General features: G+C 68.3%; 19 protein-coding genes. 12 read left to right on the forward strand and 7 right to left on the reverse strand.

What is annotated here, in order from left to right; all coding sequences use genetic code 11:
• Window positions 1-220: 220 nt before the first annotated feature.
• The 5 genes from PTT45_RS21570 (at window position 221) to PTT45_RS21590 (ending at window position 6,422) form a co-directional block, all read left to right on the forward strand.
• Window positions 221-2,743 carry a sulfite reductase flavoprotein subunit alpha gene (locus PTT45_RS21570; RefSeq protein ID WP_273816051.1) on the forward strand — a complete coding sequence of 841 codons (2,523 nt, stop codon included), beginning with the start codon at window positions 221-223 and terminating at the stop codon, window positions 2,741-2,743.
• A 79-nt stretch (window positions 2,744-2,822) separates the two neighbouring features.
• On the forward strand, window positions 2,823-3,569 hold the full coding sequence (locus PTT45_RS21575; protein ID WP_273816052.1) for a 5-oxoprolinase subunit PxpA: 747 nt from the start codon (window positions 2,823-2,825) through the stop codon (window positions 3,567-3,569).
• Entirely contained in the window at window positions 3,566-4,240 is a 675-nt protein-coding gene (gene pxpB / locus PTT45_RS21580; protein ID WP_273816053.1) for a 5-oxoprolinase subunit PxpB, read from the forward strand. Before PTT45_RS21575 ends, pxpB begins: the two co-directional genes overlap by 4 nt.
• Complete coding sequence (locus PTT45_RS21585; RefSeq protein ID WP_273816054.1) at window positions 4,237-5,157, forward strand: biotin-dependent carboxyltransferase family protein; 921 nt, start codon at window positions 4,237-4,239, stop codon at window positions 5,155-5,157. The genes pxpB and PTT45_RS21585 overlap by 4 nt, the downstream gene beginning before the upstream one ends.
• 128 nt (window positions 5,158-5,285) lie before the next feature.
• A complete protein-coding gene (locus PTT45_RS21590; RefSeq protein ID WP_273816055.1) occupies window positions 5,286-6,422 on the forward strand; it encodes an ABC transporter substrate-binding protein in 1,137 nt (378 codons plus the stop codon).
• Here the strand turns inward: PTT45_RS21590 and PTT45_RS21595 are convergent.
• The 7 genes from PTT45_RS21595 to PTT45_RS21625 all read right to left on the reverse strand — a co-directional run bounded on the left by PTT45_RS21595 (window position 6,419) and on the right by PTT45_RS21625 (window position 14,602).
• Window positions 6,419-7,390 carry a peptide ABC transporter ATP-binding protein gene (locus PTT45_RS21595; protein WP_273816056.1) on the reverse strand — a complete coding sequence of 324 codons (972 nt, stop codon included), beginning with the start codon at window positions 7,388-7,390 and terminating at the stop codon, window positions 6,419-6,421. The two genes, PTT45_RS21590 and PTT45_RS21595, sit on opposite strands and share 4 nt — an antisense overlap.
• Window positions 7,390-8,364 carry an ABC transporter ATP-binding protein gene (locus PTT45_RS21600; protein WP_273816057.1) on the reverse strand — a complete coding sequence of 325 codons (975 nt, stop codon included), beginning with the start codon at window positions 8,362-8,364 and terminating at the stop codon, window positions 7,390-7,392. Before PTT45_RS21600 ends, PTT45_RS21595 begins: the two co-directional genes overlap by 1 nt.
• A gap of 10 nt (window positions 8,365-8,374) precedes the next feature.
• Window positions 8,375-9,286 carry an ABC transporter permease subunit gene (locus PTT45_RS21605; protein WP_273816058.1) on the reverse strand — a complete coding sequence of 304 codons (912 nt, stop codon included), beginning with the start codon at window positions 9,284-9,286 and terminating at the stop codon, window positions 8,375-8,377.
• A gap of 12 nt (window positions 9,287-9,298) precedes the next feature.
• The gene (locus PTT45_RS21610; protein ID WP_273816059.1) at window positions 9,299-10,309 is read right to left on the reverse strand and encodes an ABC transporter permease subunit; all 1,011 of its coding nucleotides are present in this window, start codon (window positions 10,307-10,309) and stop codon (window positions 9,299-9,301) included.
• A 123-nt stretch (window positions 10,310-10,432) separates the two neighbouring features.
• Complete coding sequence (locus PTT45_RS21615; RefSeq protein WP_273816060.1) at window positions 10,433-12,022, reverse strand: ABC transporter substrate-binding protein; 1,590 nt, start codon at window positions 12,020-12,022, stop codon at window positions 10,433-10,435.
• A gap of 56 nt (window positions 12,023-12,078) precedes the next feature.
• Window positions 12,079-13,680 carry an ABC transporter substrate-binding protein gene (locus PTT45_RS21620; RefSeq protein ID WP_273816061.1) on the reverse strand — a complete coding sequence of 534 codons (1,602 nt, stop codon included), beginning with the start codon at window positions 13,678-13,680 and terminating at the stop codon, window positions 12,079-12,081.
• Window positions 13,681-13,888: 208 nt separating this feature from the next.
• Complete coding sequence (locus PTT45_RS21625) at window positions 13,889-14,602, reverse strand: SIMPL domain-containing protein (RefSeq protein ID WP_273816062.1); 714 nt, start codon at window positions 14,600-14,602, stop codon at window positions 13,889-13,891.
• Between the two features lie 181 nt (window positions 14,603-14,783).
• Here PTT45_RS21625 and PTT45_RS21630 point away from each other — a divergent pair, with 181 nt between their 5' ends.
• The 7 genes from PTT45_RS21630 (at window position 14,784) to PTT45_RS21660 (ending at window position 25,740) form a co-directional block, all read left to right on the forward strand.
• The gene (locus PTT45_RS21630) at window positions 14,784-16,061 is read left to right on the forward strand and encodes an ATP-binding protein (RefSeq protein WP_273816063.1); all 1,278 of its coding nucleotides are present in this window, start codon (window positions 14,784-14,786) and stop codon (window positions 16,059-16,061) included.
• Entirely contained in the window at window positions 16,054-16,614 is a 561-nt protein-coding gene (locus PTT45_RS21635) for a response regulator transcription factor (RefSeq protein ID WP_043309174.1), read from the forward strand. Before PTT45_RS21630 ends, PTT45_RS21635 begins: the two co-directional genes overlap by 8 nt.
• A gap of 249 nt (window positions 16,615-16,863) precedes the next feature.
• Window positions 16,864-17,811 carry an AEC family transporter gene (locus tag PTT45_RS21640; RefSeq protein ID WP_273816064.1) on the forward strand — a complete coding sequence of 316 codons (948 nt, stop codon included), beginning with the start codon at window positions 16,864-16,866 and terminating at the stop codon, window positions 17,809-17,811.
• A gap of 102 nt (window positions 17,812-17,913) precedes the next feature.
• Window positions 17,914-18,705, forward strand: coding sequence for a YfaP family protein (locus PTT45_RS21645; RefSeq protein WP_273816065.1), 792 nt, complete (start codon window positions 17,914-17,916; stop codon window positions 18,703-18,705).
• 23 nt (window positions 18,706-18,728) lie between these two features.
• Window positions 18,729-20,540, forward strand: a complete 1,812-nt coding sequence (locus tag PTT45_RS21650) for a DUF2138 domain-containing protein (RefSeq protein WP_273816066.1) — start codon at window positions 18,729-18,731, stop codon at window positions 20,538-20,540.
• Window positions 20,537-21,172 carry a DUF1175 domain-containing protein gene (locus PTT45_RS21655; RefSeq protein ID WP_443218225.1) on the forward strand — a complete coding sequence of 212 codons (636 nt, stop codon included), beginning with the start codon at window positions 20,537-20,539 and terminating at the stop codon, window positions 21,170-21,172. The genes PTT45_RS21650 and PTT45_RS21655 overlap by 4 nt, the downstream gene beginning before the upstream one ends.
• Before the next feature lie 23 nt (window positions 21,173-21,195).
• Window positions 21,196-25,740, forward strand: a complete 4,545-nt coding sequence (locus PTT45_RS21660; protein ID WP_273816067.1) for an alpha-2-macroglobulin family protein — start codon at window positions 21,196-21,198, stop codon at window positions 25,738-25,740.
• Window position 25,741 lies beyond the last annotated feature (1 nt).

Below are 25,741 nucleotides of genomic sequence, written 5' to 3' on the forward strand. Positions count from 1 at the left end.
CGTTTTTAACGCCGTATGGCCGCGAGCCAGGAGATCGTGGACGGTTCTTAGCGCCTGGTAACTGGCGTAATGCGAAGACCCCGGTTTGCCGGGGTTTTTCGTTTCTGCGGTGGGCAAATGAAACAGATGTAAATACTCGGTAAAAACGCGGTAGCGGAGAATGTTTCCCATCTAGAATGGCCCGCCCCGGGAATCCGCCCGGCCGTTCAGGGTGCGAGTCGTGTTCAAGAAGGTCGTTTTCCAGCTGCACTGGTTCTTCGGCATCACCGCCGGCCTGGTGCTGTCCATCATGGGTATCACCGGCGCGCTGTACAGCTTCGAGGGCGAGATCATGCGCGCACTCAACCCGGATACCCTGCGCGTGCAGGTGCGCGAGGAGGGCATGCTGGCGCCGGCCGAACTGGTGGCGAAGATCGAGGCCGCCAGCGCCGACAAGGTCACCCGGCTCTGGGTGGATGGCCGCGCCGACGATGCCGCGGTGGTCTTCCTCACTCCGCCACCGGGCGAGCGGCGCGGGCCGGTGCGCTACTTCGATCCCTACACCGGCGAGCTGCTCGGCGAGCCGACCGGCCAGGACTTCTTCCAGTTCATCCTGCAGCTGCACCGCTGGCTGGCGATGGGCGAGTTCGGCGGCCAGCTGACCGGGGCCAGCACCCTGGCGCTGATCTTCTTCTGCCTGTCCGGCATCTACCTGCGCTGGCCGCGCCAGGTTGCTAGCTGGCGTGCCTGGCTGACCTTCGACTGGGCCAAGAAGGGCCGCAGCTTCAACTGGGACCTGCACGCAGTGGCCGGCACCTGGGCGCTGCTGTTCTACCTGTGCGTGGCGCTGACCGGGCTGTTCTGGTCCTACGACTGGTATCGCGAGGGCCTCAACCGGCTGCTGTCCGATGCACCGGCCGAGCAGCAGAAGCGTGGCGGCGGCCCTGGCGAGCCTTCCGGCCCGCCGCCGCAGGTCGATTATCAGGCGGTGTGGGACGGTCTGCAGCAGGCCGCCGGCCCGCACATGGTGGCCTGGAACCTGCGCCTGCCGCCGGTCGATGGCCAGCCCGGCACGGTGTTCTACATGCTTGAGGGCGCCGATCACGTGCGCGCCTTCAACCAGCTGCAGATCGATCTCAAGACCGGAGCGGTCAGCCAGCACCAGCTCTACGATGACCTGAGCTTCAAGGCGCAGCTGCTGGCTAGCGTCTACGCCCTGCACGTGGGCGAATACTTCGGCCTGACCGGGCGTACCCTGATGATGCTGGCCAGCGCCGCCATGCCGCTGTTCTTCATCACCGGCTGGCTGCTCTACCTCGACCGCCGGCGCAAGAAAAAGGCAGTGCAGGCCGCGCGCCTGGGCGCCAGTGCGAGTGGCGAGGGCGAGCCCTGGCTGATCGGCTTCGCCAGCCAGAGCGGCTTCGCCGAGCAGCTGGCCTGGCAGACCGCCGGGCAGCTGCAGGCAGCCGGCCTGCCGGTGCGCGTGGAACCGCTGGCGCGCCTGAACGAGGAAAACCTCGGTGAGGCCAAACGAGCGCTGTTCGTGGTCAGCACCTTCGGCGACGGCGAGGCTCCGGACGGTGCCCGTGGCTTCGAGCGCAAGCTGCTCGGCGGCAGCCTGGCACTGGAGCAGCTGAGCTACGCGGTGCTGGGCCTGGGCGATCGCCAGTACCCGCACTTCTGCGGCTTCGCCCGGCGTCTCGACGATTGGCTCGGGCGCCAGGGCGCGCGCAGCCTGTTCGATGCGGTGGAGGTCGACGGCGACGACCGCCTGGCCCTGCAGCACTGGCAGCAGCAGCTCGGCGCTCTGACCGGCGCTGCACCGCTGGCCTTCAGCGAGACACCCTGGGAAGGCTGGACCCTGAGCCGGCGCACGCAGCTCAACCCGGGCAGCCAGGGCGCGCCGACCTACCTGATCGGCCTGCAGCCACCTGTAGGCCAGAACTGGCTGGCCGGCGACATCCTGGAAATCCTGCCGCGCCACCCGCGTGCACGAGTCGAGGCCTGGCTGGCCCGGCATCACCTCGATGGCGCGCAAGCGGTCGAGCTGGCCGGCCGCCACCTGACCCTCGCCGAAGCGCTGTGCGAGCGCCTGCTGCCGGACAGCTTCGCCCATCTGGTCGGCCTGCATGCGCAGGCGCTGGTCGAGGCACTGGCGCCCCTGGGTTCGCGTGAGTACTCGATCGCCTCGCTGGCCAGCGATGGCGAGCTGGAGCTGATCGTGCGCCAGGAGCGGCGCAGCGACGGCGAGCTGGGCCTTGGCTCCGGCTGGCTGACCGAGTACCTGCGTGTGGGCGCTGCGCTGCAGGCGCGCCTGCGCAGCAATGGCAGTTTCCACCTGCCGGAGGATGAGTGCCCGCTGATCCTGATCGGCAACGGTACCGGCCTGGCCGGCCTGCGCGCATTGCTGCGGGCGCGCCGCGTGGCGGGGCTGACGCGTAACTGGCTGCTGTTCGGCGAGCGCAACCGCGCGCACGACTACTACTGCGGCGCCGAGCTGGATGCCGCGCTGGCCAGCGGCGAGCTGCAGCGCCTGGACCTGGCCTTCTCCCGCGACCAGGCGGAGAAGGTCTACGTACAGGACCTACTGCGCCAGCAGGGCGAGGAGCTGCGTCGCTGGCTGGCTGACGGCGCCGCGCTGTACGTCTGCGGCAGCCTGGAGGGCATGGCCGGCGGCGTCGACGCGGTGCTGCACGAGCTGCTCGGCAGCGAAGCAGTGCAGGCGCTGGTGGAAGAGGGGCGTTATCGCCGCGACGTGTACTGACGGTCGCCAGCGATGAAACGAAGGGCGCTGCGGCCCCCTTCGCCTTTTCCAATGCGCATGCCGGCTTTAAGCTGCCGGCATGAACACACGCATCCTTCTCAACTGCGACATGGGCGAGAGCTTCGGCGCCTGGCGCATGGGCGACGACGAACACGCCATGCCGCTGGTCGACCAGGCCAACCTGGCCTGCGGCTTCCACGCCGGCGACCCGCTGATCATGCAGCGCAGCGTGGCCCTGGCCGTGCAGCACGGCGTGGCCATCGGCGCGCATCCGTCCTATCCCGACCTGCAGGGCTTCGGCCGTCGCCACCTGAGCTGCAGCCCAGAGGAAGTGACGGCGCTGGTGCTGTACCAGCTCGGCGCGCTGGACGCCTTCTGCCGCGCCGCCGGCACCGAACTCGCCTACGTCAAACCGCATGGCGCGCTGTACAACGACTTGGTGCGCGATGACGCACTGCTGCAAGCGGTGCTGGCGGCCTGCGCCGCCTACCGTCCCGGGTTGCCGCTGATGGTCCTGGCGCTGGCCGACAACGGCCGCGAACGGCGCCTGGCCGAGGCGGCCGGCGTGCCGCTGCTGTTCGAGGCCTTCGCCGACCGCGCCTACCTCGCCGACGGCCAACTGGCGCCGCGGCGCCTGGCCGGCGCGGTGCATCATGACCCCGAGCGCATCCTCGCCCAGGCCCTGGCCATCGCCGCTGGCGAGCCGTTCGCCGATATTGATGGCAAGCGGCTGCAGCTGCGTGCCGACAGCCTCTGCGTGCATGGCGACAATGCCGAATCGCTGGCCGTGCTGCGGCGTCTGCGGGCCAAGCTGGACGCCCTGTGATCCGTCTGGAGCCGGCTGGCGCCGAGGCCTTGCTGCTGGTGCTGGCCGAACAACCGGATGACGGTCTACCGCTGCGCATCGCCGCCCTGGCCGAGCGTATCCGCGCCGAGCTTGGCGAGCTGCTGCTCGACCTGGTGCCCGGCTGGACCACCCTGCTGCTGCACTACGACCTGCTGCGCACCGACCACCAGCAACTGGCCGCGCGCCTGGCGCCGCTGCTGGAAGCCTGGCTGGTCGCGCCGGCACCAGCCTGCGCTGGGCGCTTGCACGAGATCCCGGTGTGGTACGCCGGCGAGGACCTGGCCGAGGTGGCGCGCGCCTGCAACCTGTCCACCGCGCAGGTGATCGAGCTACACGCCGGGCGCGAGTACCGCGTCGGCGCCATCGGCTTCGCGCCGGGCTTCGCCTACTTGGGTGAGCTGGACGAACGCCTGGCCCTGCCGCGCCGGGCTTCGCCCCGTACCGCGGTGCCAGCCGGCAGCCTGGCCATCGCCGAACGGCAAACCGCCATCTATCCACAGGCCTCGCCGGGTGGCTGGCACCTGCTGGGCCTGTGCCCCTGGCGCCTGTTCGCGGCGACCAGCACGCCGCCCTGTCCGCTGACGCTGGGCGACCGGGTGCGTTTCCTGCCCATCGACGAGGCGACCTATCGCCGGGAGCTGGCCGGGTGAGCGGCCTGCGCGTACTCAAGCCGGGGCCGCTGAGCCTGCTGCAGGATGCCGGCCGGCAGGGCTGGCAACACCTGGGTGTGTCGCCGAGCGGCGCGCAGGACGGGCACGCGGCGGCCTGGGCCAATCGCCTGCTGGGCAATGCCTGGGGGGCGCCGCTGCTGGAGATTGCCCTGGGCGGCGTGGAGTTGCTGGCCGAGGTCGACACCTGCCTGGCGCTGACCGGCGCGCCGGCGACAGCCCGCCTGGACGATGCGCCGCTGCTGGCCTGGTCGCGCTTCGCCGTGCGCGCCGGCCAGCGCCTGCATATCGACTTCGCCCGCAGCGGCCAGCGCCTGTATCTGGCTGCGGCGGGTGGCTTTCAGGCGCTGCCGGTGCTGGGCAGCGTCAGCACCCAGGTCCGCGAGGAGTTGGGTGGCCTGAACGGGCGCGGCGGGCGCTTACTCGCGGGCGATCTGCTGCCCTGTGGGACCGCCACGGGCGAGCGCGCCGCCAGCGTGCCCTGGCCATTCCAGCCGGATTACCGGGCCATACCGCTGCTGCGGGTAATCACCGGCGGCGATGCGGTGGAATTCGCCGCCGAGCAGCTGCAGAGCTTCTTCGCCCAGGCCTGGCAGCTCAGCCCGCAGTCCGACCGCATGGGCGCGCGGCTGCTCGGCGAGCCGCTGGCACCGCCGCAGCGGCAGTGGTCGCTGGGCATGAGCCGTGGTGCGATCCAGGTGCCGCCGGACGGCCAGCCGATCATCCTGCAGGCCGACCGGCAGACCATGGGCGGTTACCCCGTGCTCGGCTGGTTGCACCCGCTGGACCAGTGGCGCCTGGCCCAGTGCACGCCGCGTCATCCGCTGCATTTCACCCAGGTCAGCGTCAGCGACGCCCAGGCCGACCTGCGCGAGTTCTACTGTTTCTTCAGGGGCTGACTCGCATCAGGAGAGCGTTCGCCAAGGCTGCCGGGTCGGATCAATAGGGCTAAGCTGGCGGCATGCATCCCGTCTGCCAGGTTCATGACGAACCGCAAACAAGAAGAAGCGGGTACTGGAGTGTGATGATGTTGCGACAGCTGGTGTGCTGTTTGGCCCTTCCCGCCATGTTGCTTTGTGGCGCCCAGGCGAGGGCCGAGGCCGGGGTCGAGGCCGACGAGGTGCTGCTGGGCATGGTCAACGCGCAGACGGGGCTGGCGGCCGGGCTGGGCCAGGGCATGCGCGACGGCGCCCAGGCCTACTTCAATCGGGTCAATGCCGCGGGCGGCGTGCATGGCCGGCGTCTGACCCTGGTCGTCCGTGACGATGGCTACGAGCCCTCGCGCACCGCACGCCTCACCGAAGAGCTGATCGATTCGCGCAGCGTCTTCGCCCTGTTCGGCTACGTGGGCACGCCGACCTCCCGCGCCGCGATGCCGGTGGCACAGGCCGCTGGCGTGCCATACCTGTTCCCCCTGTCCGGCGCCGAAGTGCTGCGCAACCCGCCGCACCATTGGGTGTTCAACGTGCGGGCCTCGTACTTTGCCGAATCCGAGCTGTTGGTAAAGCACATGACCGAGGCGTTGCAGCTCAAGCGCGTGGCCCTGCTGATGCAGGACGACTCCTTCGGTGAAACGGTCAAGGGTGGCCTGGTGGCGGCGATGGCCAAGCGTGGCCTGCAGGTCGAGGCCGAGGCGCGCATCCTGCGAAATTCCCTGGAGGTCGGCGCCGCGGTAGCACAGCTGCGCGCGGTGCAGCCGGAAGCGGTGTTCTTCGTCGGTACCTACCGGCAGCTGGCGCGGGCCATGAGTGAGGCGCGTGCCCAGGGCATACAGGCACGCTTCTTCAGCGTGTCCTTCGTCGGCACCGAGCGGTTGATCGCCGAGGCCGGTGCGGAGGCGGACGGCGTGTACATCTCGCAAGTGGTGCCGTCGCCCGAGGATGCCTCGCTGCGCCTGGTGCGCGACTACCAAAAGGACATGCGCGGCACGCTCGGCTATGCCTCGCTGGAGGGCTACATCGGCGCTGCGGTGCTGGTCGAGGCGCTGCGCCGCGCCGGGCCGCAGGTGGACCGCGGGCGCCTGGTGAAGGCGCTGCAGTCCTTGGATATCAACCTCGGCGGCTTCCCCGTGCGTTTCGGCCCCAACGATCACCAGGGCTCGGACGCGGTCTACCTCACCCGCGTCGAGCGCGGCCGTGCGGTGCCGGTGGCCGTCGGCCGCTAGCCGGCGATCTGTTCGGCGTGGTGGCAGGCCACCTGGCGTGCATCGAGCAGGCGTAGCTGTGGCACTTCCACGCGGCAACGTTCGCTGGCGTGCGGACAGCGCTGGTGAAAGGCGCAGCCGGCGGGCGGGGCGAGCGGGTTGGGTGGCTCGCCGGCGATCCTGATCTTCGGCCGGGCCGGGTCCGGATGGATGCTCGGTGTGGCCGAGAGCAGGGCGCGGGTGTAGGGGTGCAGCGGGCGCAGGTAGATCGCCTCGGCCGGGCCCATCTCCACCGGGCGACCGAGATACATCACCAGCACCTCGTCGGCCACGTGGCGCACTACCGCCAGGTTGTGCGAGATGAAGACGTAGCCGGTTTCGTACTGCTCCTGCAGGTCCATGAACAGGTTGAGCACCTGGGCCTGGATCGACACGTCCAGCGCCGAGGTCGGCTCGTCGGCGACCAGCACCTTGGGCTGCAGCATCATGGCGCGGGCCAGGGCGATGCGCTGGCGCTGGCCGCCGGAGAACATGTGTGGGTAGCGCTGGTGGTGCTCGGGGCGCAGGCCCACCTGCTGCATCATCGCCTGCACCTTCTCGCGGCGTTCGGCACGCGACAGGCCGGTGTTGATCAGCAGTGGCTCGGCCAGCTGGTCACCGATCTTCTGCCGTGGGTTGAGTGAGGCGTAGGGGTTCTGGAACACCATCTGCACGTCGCGGCGCAGCTGCTTGCGCTGGGCCTTGCCGGCAGTGGCGACTTCCTGCCCGGCGATCTGCAGGCTGCCGGAGGTCGGCTGCTCGATCAGGGTCAGGGCGCGGGCCAGAGTCGACTTGCCGCAGCCGGATTCGCCGACCACTGCCAGGGTCTTGCCGGCCTGCAGCGAGAACGACACGCCGTTGAGCGCGCGCACCAGGGCGCTGGGCTTGAACAGACCGCGGGAGATCTCGTAGTGGCGGGTCAGCTCGCGGGCTTCGAGGACGATACTCATCAGGCGACCTCCGCGCTCAGATTCAACGGATAGAAGCAGCGCACCGCGCCGCGCTCATGTGCCTCCAGCGCCGGGCGCTGTTCGCGGCAGTGCGCCTGGGCATAGGGGCAGCGTGGCGATAGCAGGCAGCCTGCGGGGCGGTCGTAGCGGCCGGGCACGATGCCGGGCAGGGTGGCCAGGCGCGCGGCGCCCAGGCTGTGTTCTGGAATCGCCTTGAGCAGTGCTTCGGTATAGGGATGGGTCGGTGCGTCGAACAGCGCCGGCACGCTGCCGACTTCCACCGCCTGCCCGGCGTACATCACGCACACGCGCTGGGCGGTCTCGGCGACCACCGTCAGGTCATGGGTGATCAGCACCAGGGCCATGCCCTGTTCACGCTGCAGGCCGAGCAGCAGCTCCATGATCTGCGCCTGGATGGTCACGTCCAGCGCCGTGGTCGGCTCGTCGGCGATCAGCAGCTTGGGTTCGGCGGCGATGGCCATGGCAATCGCCACGCGCTGGCTCATGCCGCCGGAGAGCTGGTGCGGGTAGGCGTCGAGGCGGCTGGCGGCGCCGGGGATTTCCACCCGCTCCAGCAACTGCAGGGCGCGTGCGCGGGCGGCGCGGCCCTTGAGGCCGAGGTGCTGGCGCAGCACTTCCTCGATCTGGTAACCGACCGTGTAGCTGGGGTTGAGCGCGGTCATCGGGTCCTGGAATACCATGGCCAGGTCCTTGCCGATCACCTTGCGCCGCTGCCGGCCCTTGAGCGCGAGCATGTCGTGGCCGGCGAAGCGCAGGCTGTCGGCGCGGACGATGCCGGGGGTGTCGATCAGGCCCATCAGCGCCAGCATGGTCACCGATTTTCCGGAACCGGACTCACCGACGATGGCCAGCACCTCGCCTGCGTCCACGGCCAGGTCGAGGCCGTCGACCACCGGCACGGCATCCGCCGCGCCGAAGCGCACGCTGAGGTTGTTGATCTCGAGAAGACTCATCGGCGGCTCCTCACTGCGCATGCTTCAGCTTCGGGTCCAGCGCATCGCGCAGGCCGTCGCCCATCAGGTTGATCGCCAGCACGCTGAGCAGGATGGTCAGCCCCGGCAGTGTCACCACCCACCAGGCGCGCTCGATGTAGTCGCGCGCCGAGGCCAACATGGTGCCCCACTCGGGAGTCGGCGGCTGTACGCCGAGGCCGAGGAAGCCCAGCGCGGCGGCGTCGAGGATGGCCGAGGAGAAGCTCAAGGTGGCCTGCACGATCAGTGGCGCCATGCAGTTGGGCAGCACGGTGACGAACATCAGTCGCGGCAGGCCGGCGCCGGCCAGTCTGGCGGCGGTGACGTAGTCACGGCCCAGCTCGCCCATCACCGCGGCGCGGGTCAGGCGCACGTAGGACGGCAGCGAGACGATGGCGATGGCGATCACCGTGTTGAGCAGCCCGGGGCCAAGGATGGCGACGATGGCCACCGCCAGCAGCAGCGAGGGCAGGGCCAGCATGATGTCCATCAGGCGCATGATCGAGGGGCCGAGCAGGCGCGGGAAGAAACCGGCGACCAGGCCCAGCAGCACGCCGGGGATCAGTGACAGCACCACCGAGGCCAGGCCGATCAGCAGCGACAGGCGCGCGCCGTGGATCAGCCGCGAGAGCAGGTCGCGGCCTAACTCGTCGGTGCCGAACAGGAAGCGCGCCTGGCCGCCCTCGAGCCAGGCCGGCGGGGTGAGGAAGGCGTCGCGGAACTGTTCGCTGGGGTCGAACGGCGCCACCCAGGGGGCGAACAGCGCGCAGAACACGATCAGCAGGATGAAGGCCAGGCCGCCGACGGCGCCCTTGTTGTGGCGGAAGGCCTGCCAGAACTCCTTGAGCGGCGAGGGGTAGAGCAGGGCCTGGTCGGCGACCGGCGAAGCGTTGGATTGCGTCATGTCCGGGCCTCCTTAGCGCTGGTGGCGAATGCGTGGGTTGACCAGGCCGTAGAGGATGTCCACGACGAAGTTGACCAGGATCACCAGGCAGGCGATCAGCAGGATGCCGTTCTGCACCACCGGGTAGTCGCGCGCGCCGATGGCCTCGATCAGCCACTTGCCGATGCCGGGCCAGGAGAAGATGGTCTCGGTTAGCACGGCGCCGCCGAACAGGCTGCCGACCTGCAGGCCGAACACGGTGAGCACCGGGATCAGCGCGTTGCGCAGGCCGTGCACGAACACCACGCGTGCCGGTGACAGACCCTTGGCGCGGGCGGTGCGCATGTAGTCCTCGCCGAGCACTTCGAGCATGGCCGAGCGGGTCATGCGCGCGATCACCGCCAGCGGAATGGTGCCGAGCACGATGGCCGGCAGGATCAGGTGCATGAGGGCGTCCTTGAACGCGCCTTCCTCGTCGCTGAGCAGGGTGTCGATCAGCATGAAGCCGGTTCTGGGTTCGATGTCGTAGAGCAGGTCGATGCGCTCCGACACCGGCGTCCAGCCCAGGTAGACCGAGAAGAACATGATCAGCAGCAGGCCCCACCAGAAGATCGGCATCGAGTAGCCGGTCAGCGACAGGCCCATCACCCCGTGGTCGAACAGCGAACCGCGCTTGAGCGCGGCGACTACCCCGGCGATCACGCCCAGGGTGCCGGCGAACAGCAGCGCGGCCAGGGACAGTTCCAGGGTCGCCGGGAACAGGGTGAGGAATTCGTCCCACACGCCCTCGCGGGTGCGCAGCGACTGGCCCAGGTCGCCGCGGGCCAGCTGGCCGATGTAGTCCAGGTATTGCGCCGACAGCGGCTTGTCCAGGCCCAGGCGGTGCATGGCTTCGGCATGCATCTGCGGATCGACGCGGCGCTCGCCCATCATCACTTCCACCGGGTCGCCGGGGATCAGGCGGATCAGCGCGAAGGTCAGCAGGGTGACGCCGAAGAACGTCGGGATTAGCAACGCCAGGCGTCGGGCGATAAAGGACAGCATCGCGTGGTGGTACTCCGCATCATCAGGTCGTTGCCCTGTTCGGGCTTAGTCCCTGTTCGAGGTCCGCTGCGCGCCGGCCGTGTCGAGGCCGGCCTCCGGTGCACGCAGCTTGGAACAGGTTTCTTATGGTTGTGTTCGCCGTACATGGGCGAAATTGTTCGAGCCCAGCGGGCTGAGGACGAAGCCTTCGACATCCTTGCGCAGCACGGCGAACTGCTTGGGATGGGCGAGGGCGATCCACGGCGCTTCGCGCTGGAAGATCGCCAGGGCCTCACGATACAACGCCGCGCGCCGCTCCGGGTCGGCAATTCGGCGTGCCTCGCGGATCAGCTGGTCGAATTCCTGGTTGCACCAGCCGGCCTGGTTCTCGCCACTCGCGGCGGCGGCGCAGGACAGGTTGGGGGTGAGGAAGTTGTCCGGATCGCCGTTGTCGCCGGCCCAGCCCATGAACACCAGGTCGTGCTCGCCGTTCTTGGCGCGCTTGATCAGCTCGCCCCACTCGAACACGCGGATATCCGCCTGAATGCCGATGGCGGCCAGGTCGGCCTGCAGCATCTGTGCGCCGATGCCCGGGTTGGGGTTGGTCGGCCCGCCGCCGGGACGGGTCCAGATCGACAGCTTCAGGCCCTTATCGTGGCCGGCTTCGGCCAGCAGCTTGCGTGCCTTGTCCAGGTCGCGTGGCCAGGGTTGCAGGCGCTCGTCGTAGCCGAGCAGGGTGGCCGGGTAGGGCGCTGCCGCCAGAGTCGCGTTGCCCTCGCCGTACTGCGCGCGCAGGTAGGCCTGACGGTCGAAGGCCAGGTTGATGGCGTGGCGCACGCGCACGTCGTCCAGCGGCTTGTGCCGGGTGTTGATGGCGACGTAGGCGGTGAGCAGCGAGTCCAGCTCCAGCACCTGCAGGTTCTTGTTCTCGCGCAGCGCCGGCACGTCGCTGGGGCGCGGGAACACGGCGACCTGGCAGGCGCCGGCCTTGAGCTGTTGCACGCGGGTGTTGGGGTCGGGGGTGATGGCCAGCAACAGGCGGTCGAGCGGTGGCTTGCCGCCCCAGTAGTTCGGGTTGCCGGCGAAGCGTACCTGGGCGTCCTTGGCATAGCGTTCGAAGACGAACGGGCCGGTGCCGATCGGCTGGCTGTTGAGCTTCTCCGGCGTCTCGGCGTCGAGCAGCTGTTCAGCGTACTCGGCGGAATAGATCGAGGTGAAGCCCATGGCCAGGTCGGCGAGGAAGGGCGCCTCGGGGTGCTTGAGGGTGAAGCGCACGCGGTGCTCGTCGAGCGCCTCGATCTTGTCGATCAGCTCGGCGAAGCCCATGGCCTCGAAATAGGGAAAGCCGCGCGGCGCCAGTTCGTGCCAGGGATGCTCCTTGTCGCGCTGGCGTTCGAAGCTCCACAGCACGTCGTCGGTATTCAGCTCGCGGGTGGGCTTGAACCAGGGCGTTTCATGGAACTTCACGCCCTGGCGCAAGGTGAAGGTGTAGGTCAGGCCGTCGGCGCCGATCTCCCAGCTTTCGGCCAGGCTTGGGACGATGCGCGTGCTGCCGGGAGCGAACTGCACCAGGCGTTCGTAGACCGTCTCGGCCGAGGCATCGGCGGTGGTCGCGGCGGTGTACTGGACGATGTCGAAACCTTCCGGGCTGGCCTCGGAGCAGACCACCAGCGACTGCTGGGCGAATAGCGGCAGGCTGACGCCGAGCGCCACGAGCATGAGGATACTGCGCATGAATCGATCCTTGTGCGCGAGCAGCGGGCGGCCGCAGCGGCCCGCTACCCGAGGGGTCATTTACCCACGCTCACACCGTAGAAGGAGTTGAGGGCGAACGGGCTGATGCGGAAGTCCTGCACGGTCTTGCGCATCGGTTGGTAGACGGTGGAGTGGGCGATCGGGGTGATCGGCACCTGGGCCTTGAGGATGTGCTGGGCCTGGCGGTACAGCTCGCTGCGGGTGGCCTGGTCGGTGCTGGCCTTGGCCTGCTTGATCAGCTTGTCGTAGTCGTTGTCGCACCACTTGGAGAAGTTGTTGCCGTCGACCGCATCGCAGCCGTACAGGGTGCCCAGCCAGTTGTCCGGGTCGCCGTTGTCACCGCTCCAGCCGATCAGCATGGCGTCGTGCTCGCCGCCCTTGGCGCGCTTGATGTACTCGCCCCACTCGTAGCTGACGATCCTGGCCTTGATGCCGACCTTGGCCCAGTCGGCCTGCAGCATCTCGGCCATCAGCCTGGCGTTGGGGTTGTACGGGCGCTGCACCGGCATGGCCCACAGGGTGATCTCGGTACCTTCGGCCACGCCGGCGGCCTTGAGCAGCTCACGGGCCTTGGTCGGGTCGTAGGCCGGGTCCTTGATGCTGGTGTCGTAGGACCACTGGGTCGGCGGCATGCCGTTCACCGCCAGCTGGCCGGCGCCCTGGTACACGGCGTCGATGATCGCCTGCTTGTTCACCGCCATGTCCAGCGCCTGGCGCACGGCGAGCTGGTCGAAGGGTTTGTGCTGCACGTTGTAGGCGATGTAGCCGAGGTTGAAGCCCGGCTGCGAGGGCATGTTCAGGTTCGGGTCTTTCTTCAGCCCTTCGAGGTCGGCCGGGCGCGGCAGCAGGCTGACCTGGCATTCGCCCTTCTTGAGCTTCTGCATGCGCACCGAGGCGTCGGTGTTGATGGAGAAGATCAGGTTGTCGATCTTCACGTCCGCCGGCTTCCAGTACGCCTGGTTGCCGGTGAAGCGGATCTGCGCGTCCTTCTGGTAGCGCTTGAACACGAAGGGGCCGGTGCCGATCGGCTTCTGGTTGATGTCGGCGGCCCTGCCGGCCTTGAGTAGCTGCTCGGCGTATTCGGCGGAGTGGATCGAGGCGAAGCTCATCGCCAGGTTCTGGATAAAGGCGGCGTCCACGCTGTTCAGGGTGAACCTGACGCTGTGTTCGTCGAGCTTCTCGACCTTGGCGATGTTGGCGTCCATGCCCATGTCGGTGAAGTAGGGGAATTCGGCCGGGTAGGCCTGGCGGAACGGGTGTTGCTTGTCGAGCATGCGCTGGAAGGTGAACAGCACATCGTCGGCGTTGAATGCGCGGCTCGGCTTGAAGTAGTCGGTGGCGTGGAACTGCACGCCCTGGCGCAGGTGGAAGGTGTAGGTCAGGCCATCGGGCGTGACTTCCCACTTCTCGGCAAGGCCCGGCTCTACGGCAGTGCCGCCGCGCTCGAACTGGGTCAGGCGGTTGAACATGGTTTCCGCCACGGCATCGAAGTCGGTGCCGGTGGTGTACTGGCCGGGGTCGAAGCCGGCGGGGCTGCCTTCTGAGCAGAACACCAGGTTGCTGGCGGCGCTGGCGAGCGGGGCGGCGGCGATCAGCCCGGCCGCGAGAAGCGCCTGAAGGGCGGCGTGATTGCGCATGTTGACCTCATGTTCGTTCTTGGTTTTATCCCTGAGCACCATGCCGGCACCGGGTGAGGCTATGCACGGCATGTGCCGTGGACAAGCGAAGAGCGCCCTTGAGTGTAGAAGCTGTGATGCAGGTGCAATTCGTTGCAGAGAATGCCTGTCCTGCCACAGACAGAAGAGGGAGGCGCCACTGCCGCCCGCAGTGGCGCCGCGCTGCCTATCAGGGCAGCTGCACCTCGATCACGCCATCGGCGCTCATGCTCACGCGGCTGGTGCCGGCCTCGATCTGCGGTGCTGCTTCGCTCTTGCTGAAGCTGCCGCGATCCATGGCCATGGCGCGCATCGGCATCACCGGCTGGAAGCCACCGCTGTTGAGGTTCAGGCTGACCAGCTTGTAGCCCTTGCCGCCGACGGCATCGGTGGCCAGCTGGGCGCGGGCTTTGAATGCCTCGACGGCCTGTTTGATCAGTTGGTCCTCACTGGTCTTGCGCGAGTCCTCGGCCACGGCGAAGCTCATGTCGGCCATCTTCAGCTCGCCGAGCAGGTCGGCGGACAGCTGCGACAGGCGGGCGAACTCGGCACTTTCCAGGCGCAGCTCGGCGCGCTCGCGCCAGGCGCTGATCTTGGTGCCTTCGTTCTCGTACACCGGGTAGCTCTGCCGGCTGCCCAGGCTGACCTTCACGCCCTGCACCTTGCGCGCCTTGTCGATGGCGGCGTTGAGGGTCTTGGTCACGCTGACGGCCAGCTCGGCCGGGTCATCGCTCTGCGCCTCGGTGTAGAGGGTGACGTACATGCGGTCATGGGCCACTTCCTGGCTGACTTCGGCGCGCAGCGACACCTGGTTGTAGCGTGGCTCGTCGGCCATGGCCGGCAGGCTGGCGACAGTGGCCAGGCCGAGGGCGATGGTGGCGGCGAGACGGTTGAATGCGTGCATGGGAACTCCTTGCGGGTGGTTGTCCTGATCTTTGACGAGGGGGGCAGACTATTCGGGTTAAGCCTGGTTCGCAGATTTTTCGCGGCCATTGTTGCCGCATGTTTGCGCGCTGCGTCGCGTTGCCGCATGCAGACGGTCACCCCGGACCTCTGGTTATACTCGCGGCATGCCACAGACTTCCATGTACGCCCCCGTCCAATTGCTCTCCGCCAGCCGCCAGAACCTTTGGCGCCTGACGCTGATCCGCCTGCTGGTGCTGGCCGCCCAGGCCGGCTCGGTGGGCATCGCCTATCTGTCGGACCTGCTGCCGCTGCCCTGGTTGCCGCTGTGCATCACCCTCGGCGTGTCGCTCGGCCTGTGCCTGCTCACCGCCCTGCGCCTGCGCGGCCCCTGGCCGGTCACGGAGCTGGAGTACACGGTGCAGCTGGCCTGCGACCTGGTGATCCACAGCCTGCTGCTGTACTTCTCCGGTGGCTCGACCAACCCGTTCGTTTCCTATTACCTGGTGCCGCTGACCATCGCCGCGGCGACCCTGCCCTGGTTCTACTCGATGTTCCTAGCCGGGCTGGCGCTGACCGGCTACACGGCACTGCTGATCTGGTACCACCCGCTGCACCTGAACAACGTGCAGCACGAGGCCATGCTGATCAGCCTGCACCTGTTCGGCATGTGGCTGAACTTCGCCCTGTCGGCGGCCTTCATCACCTTCTTCGTGGTCAAGATGGCCGGCGCTCTGCGCCGTCAGGACGAGCTGCAGGCGCTGCGTCGCGAGGAAGGCATGCGCGATCAGCAGCTGCTGGCCGTGGCTACCCAGGCCGCTGGCGCCGCGCATGAACTGGGCACGCCGCTGGCGACCATGAGCGTGCTGCTCAAGGAGCTGCGCCAGGAATATCGCGACAAGCCGGCGCTGCAGGACGACCTGGCCCTGCTGCAGGAGCAGGTCAAGCTGTGCAAGGACACCCTGCAGCAGCTGGTGCGCGCCGCCGAGGCGGAGCGCCGCCAGGCTGTGGATGAACAGACCGTGGTGCAGTGGCTGGAGGCGACCCTCAACCGCTGGCATCTGATGCGCCCTGAGGCCACCTACCGCTTCCAGTGCCTGGGTTCCGGCGCGGTGCCGCGCCTGCAGCCGCCGGCCGACCTGACCCAGGCCCTGCTCAACCTGCTCAACAACGCCGCCGACGCCTGCCCGGACAAGCTCGACATTCGTCTCGACTGGGACGAACAGTGGATCGATCTGGGCATCCGTGACCACGGTGCCGGCGTGCCGCTGGCCATCGCCGAGCAGATCGGCCGGCCGTTCTTCACCACCAAGGGCAAGGGTTTCGGCCTCGGCCTGTTCCTCAGCCAGGCCAGCGTGACGCGGGCCGGCGGTTCGGTGAAACTCTACAACCATGAAGAGGGCGGTACGCTGACGGAACTGCGTCTGCCCAGGCTGGCCAAGGGAGCCCAACATGTCTGACGAACAGCTCAACGAGCAGGAAGAACAGCCACACCTGCTGCTGGTGGACGACGATCCCACCTTCACCCGTGTCATGGCCCGTGCCATGGAGCGCCGCGGCCTGCGCGTGAGCGTGGCCAACTCGGCGGAAGAGGGCCTGGTGCTGGCCAAGGACGACCTGCCCGACTACGCCGTGCTCGACCTGAAGATGGAGGGCGACTCCGGCCTGGTGCTGCTGCCCAAGCTGCTAGAGCTGGACGCCGAGATGCGCGTGGTGATCCTCACCGGCTACTCGAGCATCGCCACTGCGGTGGAGGCGATCAAGCGTGGCGCCACCAACTACCTGTGCAAGCCGGCCGACGCCGACGACGTGCTCACCGCACTGCTCTCCGAGCATGCCGACCTCACCACCCTGGTGCCGGAAAACCCGATGTCGGTGGACCGCCTGCAGTGGGAGCACATCCAGCGCGTGCTGGCCGAGCACGATGGCAACATCTCCGCCACCGCCCGTGCCCTCGGCATGCATCGGCGCACCCTGCAGCGCAAGCTGCAGAAGCGCCCGGTTCGGCGCTGAGAGCCTGTTCAAAGCCTGCTGCGCGTCGGCCAAACGGCGTTGGAAACAGCCTCGGGTTGCTCATTTACTACTCGTAAACTCCGCACCCTCGACTATTTCCTCCACCGTTTGGCTCTAGCTCACGAGCCTTTGAGCAGGCTCTGAAGCCAGACTCCGGCGGGGCTATTTGCCCCGCTGAAAGCCTGTAGAAAGCAATTTCCCGACTGGAGCGGCTATCATTAGCCTCCTAACCATGTAGTCGGGCCCGCCATGCTTGCCGTCTTCCAGCAGACCCTCGCCATCACCGCGCCGGTGTTCTCCATGCTGTTCCTCGGCGTGGCGCTCAAGCGCCTCGGGTTGATCGACACCCACTTCATCAACACCGCCTCGGCGCTGGTGTTCAACGTCAGCATGCCGGTCATGCTGTTCCTCGCCATCCTGCATGCCGACCTCAACGCCGCGCTGCAGCCGGCACTGCTCGGCTACTTCCTGCTGGCCACCGTGCTCGGTTTCCTGCTGGCCTGGGGCTGGGCCATCCTGCGCGTGCCGCAGGTCGACCGTGGCATCTACGTGCAGGGCGCGTTCCGCGGCAACAACGGCATCGTCGGCCTGGCCCTGGCCACCAGCCTGTATGGCGACTACGGCCTGTCGCTCGGCGGCATCCTCGGCGGGGTGGTGATCCTCAGCTACAACACCCTCTCGGTGATCGTGCTGGAGGTGTACAACCCCAACTCCAAGGCCAGCCCCTGGAGCATCCTCAAGGGGGTGCTCGGCAACCCGCTGATCCTCGGCGTGCTGGCGGCCATTCCCTTCGCCTACTGGCAGGTACGCCTGCCGGCCTGGCTGACCACCTCGGGCGAGTACCTGGCGCAGCTGACCCTGCCGATGGCGCTGATCTGCATCGGCGGCACCCTTTCGCTGGCCTCGCTGCGTGCCAGTGGTGCGGTGGCCGTAGGGGCGAGCCTGATGAAGATGCTCTGGCTGCCGATCCTCGGCACCACCGGCGCCTTCTTCGTGGGTTTCCGCAATGCCGAGCTGGCGATCCTCTTCCTGTTCTTCGCCAGCCCGACGGCGGCGGCCAGCTACGTGATGGCCCGCGCCTCCGGCGGCAACCACGAACTGGCGGCAGCGATCATCGTCATCACCACGTTGCTGGCGGTGGTCACCACCAACATTGGCCTGTTCGTGCTGCAGTGGGGTGGCTGGATCCAGACTTAAATGTGATCCGCCGCCAATCTCCGGACGGCCGGTCACTGCGCCGATTGCCTGGCAAGGGGCGGCCCGCTAGCCTATCTGCCTCGCGCCGTTAAAGGATTAATCATGCGCACCCTGCTGCAGCTGTTGGCACTCATGACGCTCCCCGCGTCTGTCGCCATCGCAGACCCCTCTGCCAATCTGGAAGGTCCCACCGGCGGCTGGCGTCATGACGGCCTGCTGGACCGTTCTGCCGACGCCCGCGTCGCCTACCCGACGCCGCCCATCGATCGTGGCGGCCAGCGTGGCCGCAGCCTGATCGCCGGCAAGCTCGAAGGCACTCAGGGCCTGCGCCAGCCGCACACCCTGGCGGTCAACGGCAATCCTCTCCCACTGTATACCGACGCCGAAGGCCGCTTCGTCCGCCCCTACAACTTCGGCGCCGGCTCCAACAGCGTCGAGCTGCGCGCCGACGGCAAGCCGCTGCGTCGCGTGCAGTTCTATGAAGCCAACAACCTGAAGACCCCGGCGCGGGTACGCATCGTCCTCGGCTGGGACGATCCCAAGGCCGAGCTCGACCTGCACGTGATCACCCCCGACGGCCAGCACGCCTTCTGGGCCGACCCGGTGATGAGCAACGGCGGCGGCCTCGATGTGGACAGCGTCGACGGCCCCGGGCCGGAGATGTTCACGATGACCGCGCCGCTGCACGGCACCTATCTGGTGTACGTCAACTACTGGGGCAACCTGGGCAGCCAGGGCTACAACTTCCAGGCCGGCAGCAACCAGAACGAGGTGATCACCTCGCAGATCAGCCTGGTGTTCAACGAGAACACCGTCAACGAGCGGCGCGAGACCTTCGTCGTGCCGCTGCGCACCATCGGCGAATTGCTGCCGGTGAAGTCCTTCAACTACTGAACGCTCCTGCGGAGTCTTTACCTATGAGCGAGAACACCACTCCCGTCGAGTCCATTGCCAAGCCGGGCCCGCGCCGCTGGCGCCCGCTGCTGCTGGGCCTGGCCGTGGCCCTGCCGGTGACGGCCGCCGGCCTGTTCGCCTGGCTGAAGTACGAGCCGCAGGGCGAGCGCCAGCTGGTCGAGGCCAACCATCTGGGCCTCGACCTGGCGCGCCCGGACGTACTGATCGAGAGCGCCTCGCTGGGCCGCCTGCCCAAGGACGTGCTCAAGGTGCCGCTGCTGCGCGACACCCTCACCGAGGACCTGGTGTTCTACTACGAGAACAACGCCGACCGCCTCGGCCTGACCGGCAGCCTGCGCCGCATCATCTACGAGCATGACCTGCAGCTGCGCGACAACCTGCTCGACGAACTGCTCGACCAGCCGGCTGAAGTGGCCCTGTGGCGCGACGCCGGTGGCCGCCTGCGCCACTTCGTGGTGCTGATCCAGCGCGGTGGCCTGGCCAAGGTGCTGGAGCCGCTGGCCAAGGTGGCGCTGGACGACACCCAGCTGAGCCAGGCCGGCGAGTTCCTCGTCGATGGCGAATCGGTACCTTTCTACAGCCTGCGCTACAACGGCGACCGCTCGATCCTGTTCGCCTCGCACGGCGACCAGCTGCTGCTGATGTCCAGCGCCGACATGCTGTTCGGCCCGGTCCCCGAGCCCGAGGCGGCGGACGATGATGTCGAGGTGCCCGCCGTGGACCCCGAAGCGGCGGTCGCCACCGATGAGAACGGCGAGGTGATCCCGACCGAGCCGCCGGCGCCGAGCATGGCCAAGGTCTCGGTGGAGGCCGCCGAGGCCCTGCTGGCCGGCCACCATCCGTTCCCCGAGCGCTTCGGCCTGGCCGAGCGCGGCGCGCTGCAGCAGCGCGTCACCCTTGGCGCGGACTTCCTCGCCCTGGGCTACCGGCGCTTCCTGCCGGCCTTCGCCGGCCTGCGCTTCGAGCTGAACGACAAGGGCTGGGGCAGCTTCCTGGCCCTCGACGAGGTGGAGGGCCAAGGCGCCTTCGACTTCGCCCCGGTGTGGCGCGCCATGCCCATGGGCGCCAGCGCCTGCGTGGCGCTGCCGGTGGCCCCCGGCCTGCCGGAGCGCCTGCTGACCAAGGTCGGCGCCGAGCCCAAGGCTGCCGCCGAACTGGCCGGCCAGCTCAGCGGCAGCGCCGGCCTGTGCTGGTACCCGGATTCGCGTCTGCACTCGCCACTGCTGGTCGGCACCCTCAAGGACAAGCCCGGCGCGCAGACTGACGCCGAGCTGGGCAAACTGTTCGACAGCCTGATCGGTGCTTGGGAGCCCTACGCCGAGGGCGGCAGCTTCCCGGTGCAGGACAGCGCCCAGGGTGACCTGCACAAGTGGCAGCGCCAGGTCGGCTCCAACTTCGGCCAGTACCCGGCGGACCTGGCTGCACAGCCAGACGCCCTGGCCTCGCGCGGCTTCTTCCGCATCGGTCTGGCGCGCCACGGCTCGACTCTGCTGTTCTCGCTGGACGACCGCCTGCTCGACAAGGCGCTGCAGACCCTCGACAAGCGCTTCCCGCCGCTGGCCGAAGTGCTGCCGGAAAATGCCCTGGTGCCGGCCTACCTGGCGCCGGACAGCCTGGCCGCGCTGCTCGAGCGCGAGACCCTGGACAGCCTGCCGGAAGACATCGAACCGGTGTTCCGCAACGCGGCCCAGGCCAACCTGCTGCCCAAGCTGCGTTCGCTGTCCGGCCATGGCAAATACGCCCTCAGCCTGCCGGCCGACGCCGAGGCTGACGAGGCCTGGCAATGGCTGCCCCTGCAATGGCGCGCCCTGTGAAACGATTGCTTATCGGCGCGTTGCTGCTCGCCCTGGGCGGGCCGGCGCTCGCCATCGAGCAGGCGCCGGCGCTGGACGTGCAGCAGTCCCAGGTGTTCCGCGCCTGGTTCGTGCGCATCGCCCAGGAGCAGCTGCGCCAGGGTCCCAGCCCGCGCTGGCACCAGCAGGACTGTGCCGGCCTGGTGCGTTTCGCCGCCAACGAGGCGCTCAAGGTCCACGACGCCAAGTGGCTGCACGCCAACGGCCTGAGCAATCGCTACCTGCCGCCGGAACCGCAGCTGAGCGAGGCCCAGCGCGGCCTGGCCCAGCAGTGGCAGCAGGGCGGCGGCAAGCTCGGCCCCTACGTCAACGCGATCAAGCTGATCCAGTTCAACAGCACCCTGGTGGGCCGCGACCTCAACCAGGCGCGCCCCGGCGACCTGATCTTCTTCGATCAGGGCGACGACCAGCACCTGATGATCTGGATGGGCCGCAACATCGTCTACCACACCGGCACTACCACCCCGACCGACAACGGCATGCGCTCCGTGAGCCTGCAGCAACTGATGACATGGAAGGACACCCGATGGATTCCCGACGCATCCAACCCCAACTTCATTGGCGTCTACCGGCTGCATTTTCTCAGCCGATGACTCGTTCGATGAAGAGCCGGCCCATGCACCTGCTGCGTCTCGCCGCCACGGCCCTGCTGGCCGTCGTGCTGCCATTGGCCGCCCAGGCCGACGACAGCGTCGAGCCCAGCGGCTACACGCCGGTGGCGGGGCAGTCGTTCTTCCTCCTGGCCGACAGCAGCTTCGCCAGCGACGAGGTGGCCAAGGTGCGCCTGGAGGCGCCGGGCCGCGACTACCGTCGCTACATGATGGAACCCTACGGCGGCGTGGACGTGCGCGTGTACCGCATCGAGCAGCCGCTGGAGTTCCTCAAGCGGCAGAAGAACCTGCACCGGGTGGTAGCCGAGGGGCAGTACAAGGGCGAGGGGCTGTCCAACACCCTGGCCTACCTGTGGGACAACTGGTACCGCAAGTCGCGTCGGGTGATGCAGCGGGCCTTCTCCTACGAGTCGCGGGTGCAGGTGACCGAGGAAGCGCCGGAGCTGAAGATGGGCGACGCGATCAAGGCGCCGACCCCCTTCGAGGCCCAGCCGCAGTATGCGCCGATGAAAGGCGTGCCGCTGGTGACCCAGTTCCGCTACCCGCTGTGGGACGCCAAGGCCATCCAGCCGCCCAAGGGCGTCGAGCTGGCTGGCTCGTCCAGCTCCTTCGTCACCGTCAACCCGGGCAACGTCTATATCCCGCTGGGCAAGCTCAAGCCCGGCCTGTACCTGGTCGAGGCGCTGGTCGGCAAGTACCGCGCCACCACCGTGCTGTTCGTCTCCAACACCGTGGCGGTGAGCAAGATCGCCGGCCAGGAGCTGCTGGTGTGGACCGCACGCAAGCATGAAGGCAGCGCCGTGGCCGGCGCCAAGGTGCTATGGACCGACGGCCTGGGCGTGATGCGTAGCGGCAGCACCGACGGCCAGGGCCTGCTGCGCCTGCAGCACGCCAGCCCGGAGCGCTCCTACCTGCTTGGCGAGGACGCCGAGGGCGGCGTGTTCGTCTCGGAAAACTTCTATTACGACAGCGAGATCTATGACACCAAGCTTTACGCCTTCACCGATCGCCCGCTGTACCGCCCCGGCGACTGGGTCGAAGTGAAGATCGTCGGCCGCGAGTTCACCAGCGCGCGTGACTCCAAGGCTGCCGAGGCCGCGCCGATCAAGCTGGCGGTGCTCGACGCCAACGGCACCACCCTGCAGACCCTCGACCTCAATCTGGATACCCAGGCCGGCACCCAGGGCCGCTTCCAGCTGCCGGACAACGCCGTGGCCGGTGGATACGAACTGCGCTTCCTCTATCGCGACCAGCTGTACAGCAGCGCCTTCCGCGTCGCCGACTACATCAAGCCGCACTTCGAGATCGCCCTCGACCTGGCCAAGCCGGACTTCCGCACCGGCGACAAGGTCACCGGCAACCTGGTGCTGCTCTACCCGGACGGCAAGCCGGTGAAGAGCGCGCGCTTGCAGCTGAGCCTGCGCGCCCAGCAGCTGTCGATGATCGACAACGAGCTGCAGTACCTCGGGCAGTTCCCGGTGGAACTCTCCAGCAGCGAACTGGCCACCGATGACAAGGGCCGCGCTGCCTTCGAGCTGCCAGCCGCCGACAAGCCCAGCCGCTACCTGCTGACCGTGTTCGCCAGTGATGGCGCCGCTTACCGGGTCAAGACCAGCAAGGAAATTCTCATCGAACGCGGCGCCGCCCGTTACCGCCTGGAAGCGCCGCAGCGCTTCAGCGCGGCCGGCGAGGCCGTGCAGTTCAGCTACCGCAGCGAGCAGCCGACCGAACTCAAGCCGGCCAGCTACGAGTGGATACGCCTGGAAGATCAGAGCAAGCACAGCGACAGCCTGGGCGAGGACGAGCAGGGCTTCAGCCTGAGCTTCGAACATCCCGGCACCTACAACATCACCCTCAAGGACGAACACGGCCTGATCCTCGGCGCCACCGGTCATTCGGTCAGCGGCAGCGGGCTGAAGGCGGTTGCCGGCACCGTCGAGATGGTGTTCGACCGCGAGCAGTACCAGCCGGGCGACGAGGCCCTGGCGCTGATCACCTTCCCCGAGCCAGTGGGTGATGCACTGCTGAGCCTGGAGCGCGACAAGGTCGAGGCCACCGCGCTGCTGTCCAGCGGCGGCGACTGGCTCAAGCTGGAGAAGCTCAACGACACCCAGTACCGCGCGCGCATCCCGGTAGACGACCACTTCGCGCCCAACCTGACCTTCTCGGTGCTCTACACCAAGGGCGGCGACTACAGCTTCCAGAACGCCGGGATCAAGGTGGCCAAGGCGCAGATTGAGATCGCTGTGAGCACCGACAAGGAGCTCTACGCACCGGGCGAGACGGTCACCGTCGACCTCGCCACCCTGTTCAAGGGCCAGCCGGCCGCCAGCCGCCTGACCGTGAGCGTGGTGGACGAGATGATCTACGCCCTGCAGCCGGAGATCGCCCCGGGCATCGACCAGTTCTTCTACCACCCGCGACGCAACAACGTGCGCACCAGCGCCAGCCTGTCGTTCATCAGCTACGACGTGGCCCTGCCGGGCGACGCCACCGCGCCGGGGCGGGCCAACCGCAGCGAGCGTGGGGTCAAGGTGCTGGAGCGGCCGCGCCGCGAGGAAGTCGATACCGCTGCCTGGCAGCCGGACCTGGTCACCGATGCTGACGGCAAGGCGCGCTTCAGCTTCCGCATGCCCGACTCGCTGACCCGCTGGCGCATCACCGTGCGTGCGGTCAACGACGGCGGCGAAGTAGGGCAGAAGAAGCAGTTCATCCGTTCCGAGAAGCCGCTGTACCTGAAGTGGAGCGGGCCGACCCTGTTCCGTGACGGCGACAAACCGCAACTGGGCCTGTTCGCCTTCAACCAGGGCGAGGAGGAGACCGAGGCCGAGCTGGTCACCCGCTTCGCCGGCCAGGAACAGCGGCAGAAGGTGGAGCTGGCGCGTGGCGCCAACTACCTGTCCCTGCCACCGACGGCCCTGGCCGCCGGCGAGCTGACTGCCGAGCTGGTGCAGGACGGCAAGCCGATCGACGCCCTGGTCGTCGGCCTGCGCGTCGCCGGCGAAGGCTGGCAGCGCCTGCATGTGCAGAACATGGCGCTCAACCCGGGCAGCAACCCGCTGAGCCTGCCGGCGGACGCTGGCAACATCCGCCTGCGCCTCGGTGACGGCACCCAGGCGCTGTTCCGCTCGGCCCTCGACGACCTGCTGGAATACCCCTACGGCTGCGTCGAGCAGACCTCCAGTCGCCTGCTGCCGCTGAGCCTGGCCTACCCGACGCTGGCCAAGGGGGAGGCGCGCATCGGCGAACGCCTGCGCCTGATCATGCAGAACAGCCGCCTGCGCCTGGTGCAGATGGCCGGCCCGGAAGCGACCTTCACCTGGTGGGGCGAGGGCGAGAATCCCGATGCCTTCCTTACCGCCTACGCCTACTACGCCGACTGGCATGCCAGCCGTGCCCTGGCTGTCGAGCTGCCACCGGAGCACTGGCAACGTGTGTTGGACATCTACGCCCAGCAGGCGCCGGCCGTGCCGTTGCTGCAGCGCGCGCTGATCCTCGGTTTCGCCCGCGAGATGCAGCTGCCCACCGAGACCCTGCTCAAGGGCCTGCTCGACGACCTGGCCGACGCCGCCGAAGGCGAGGACGTGACGCTGGACGACGCCGGCGAGACCAGCCTGGTGATGGCCTACCCTGACTCGCGCCAGGGCCTCGACCTGGCCCGCGTGCTGGCCGCCGATATGGCCGGCAGCAAGATCGGCCTGCCGCCGCGCTTCGCCGTCGGCCTGGCAGCTGCACGCGAGCGCGTCGCGGCTAGCACCCATCCGTTCGCCGAGGCGGTGCGCCTGTCCCGCGGTCCGGTCGATCCGCTGCAGATCAACGCGCTGCTGCAGCGTCTGACTCCGGCCCAGGCCACCCTGGAGCGCGCCCTGGCGCTGACCTGGCTGCAGCGTCGCCTGGGCGATGCCCCGGCGGTTGCCGTACCGCAACCCGGTGCCGGCTGGCAGGCTCGCGAAGGCGCCAGCGGCGAGACCTGGTGGCAGTGGCAGGGCAGCCAGCCGCCGAGCGCCCTGGAACTGCCGGCCGAGCTGGGCAGCCCGCTGGTTGCGGCGGTCAGCTACGACAGCGCCGCCACGCCGCCGAGCGGGCCGCTGCAGGTGAAGGTCAGTCGTCGCCTGCTGCGCCTGGTGCCGGGTGAGGCGGCATTCAGCTTCAGCGCCGAAGAGGTGGGCGATGGCCCGATCTCCGGCGACCAGCTGTATCTCGACGAGATCACCCTGGAGAGCGAGGCCGAGACGCCGCGCCGCTACGGCCTGCTGGAAGTGCCGCTGCCGCCGGGCGCGGATGTCGAGCGCACCACCTGGGGCCTGCAGGTCAGCGGTCTGGATTCGGAAGAGGCGGCGCCGCTGGAGAAGGCCCGTCACGAGCCGGGCCAGCTGCTCTACGCGGTGCCGGTGGACAGCCTGCAGGGCAAGCTGGTGCTGCGTCACCTGGTGCGCTTCTCGCAGAAAGGCGAGTTCCACCTGCCACCGGCGCGCTACTCGCGCATGTATGACCCGCAGGCCCAGGCCTTCGAGCAGAAGCCGGCACTGGCCGAGCTGAAGGTCGAGTAAG

The organism is Pseudomonas sp. Gutcm_11s, from assembly GCF_028649395.1.
Lineage (GTDB): Bacteria > Pseudomonadota > Gammaproteobacteria > Pseudomonadales > Pseudomonadaceae > Aquipseudomonas.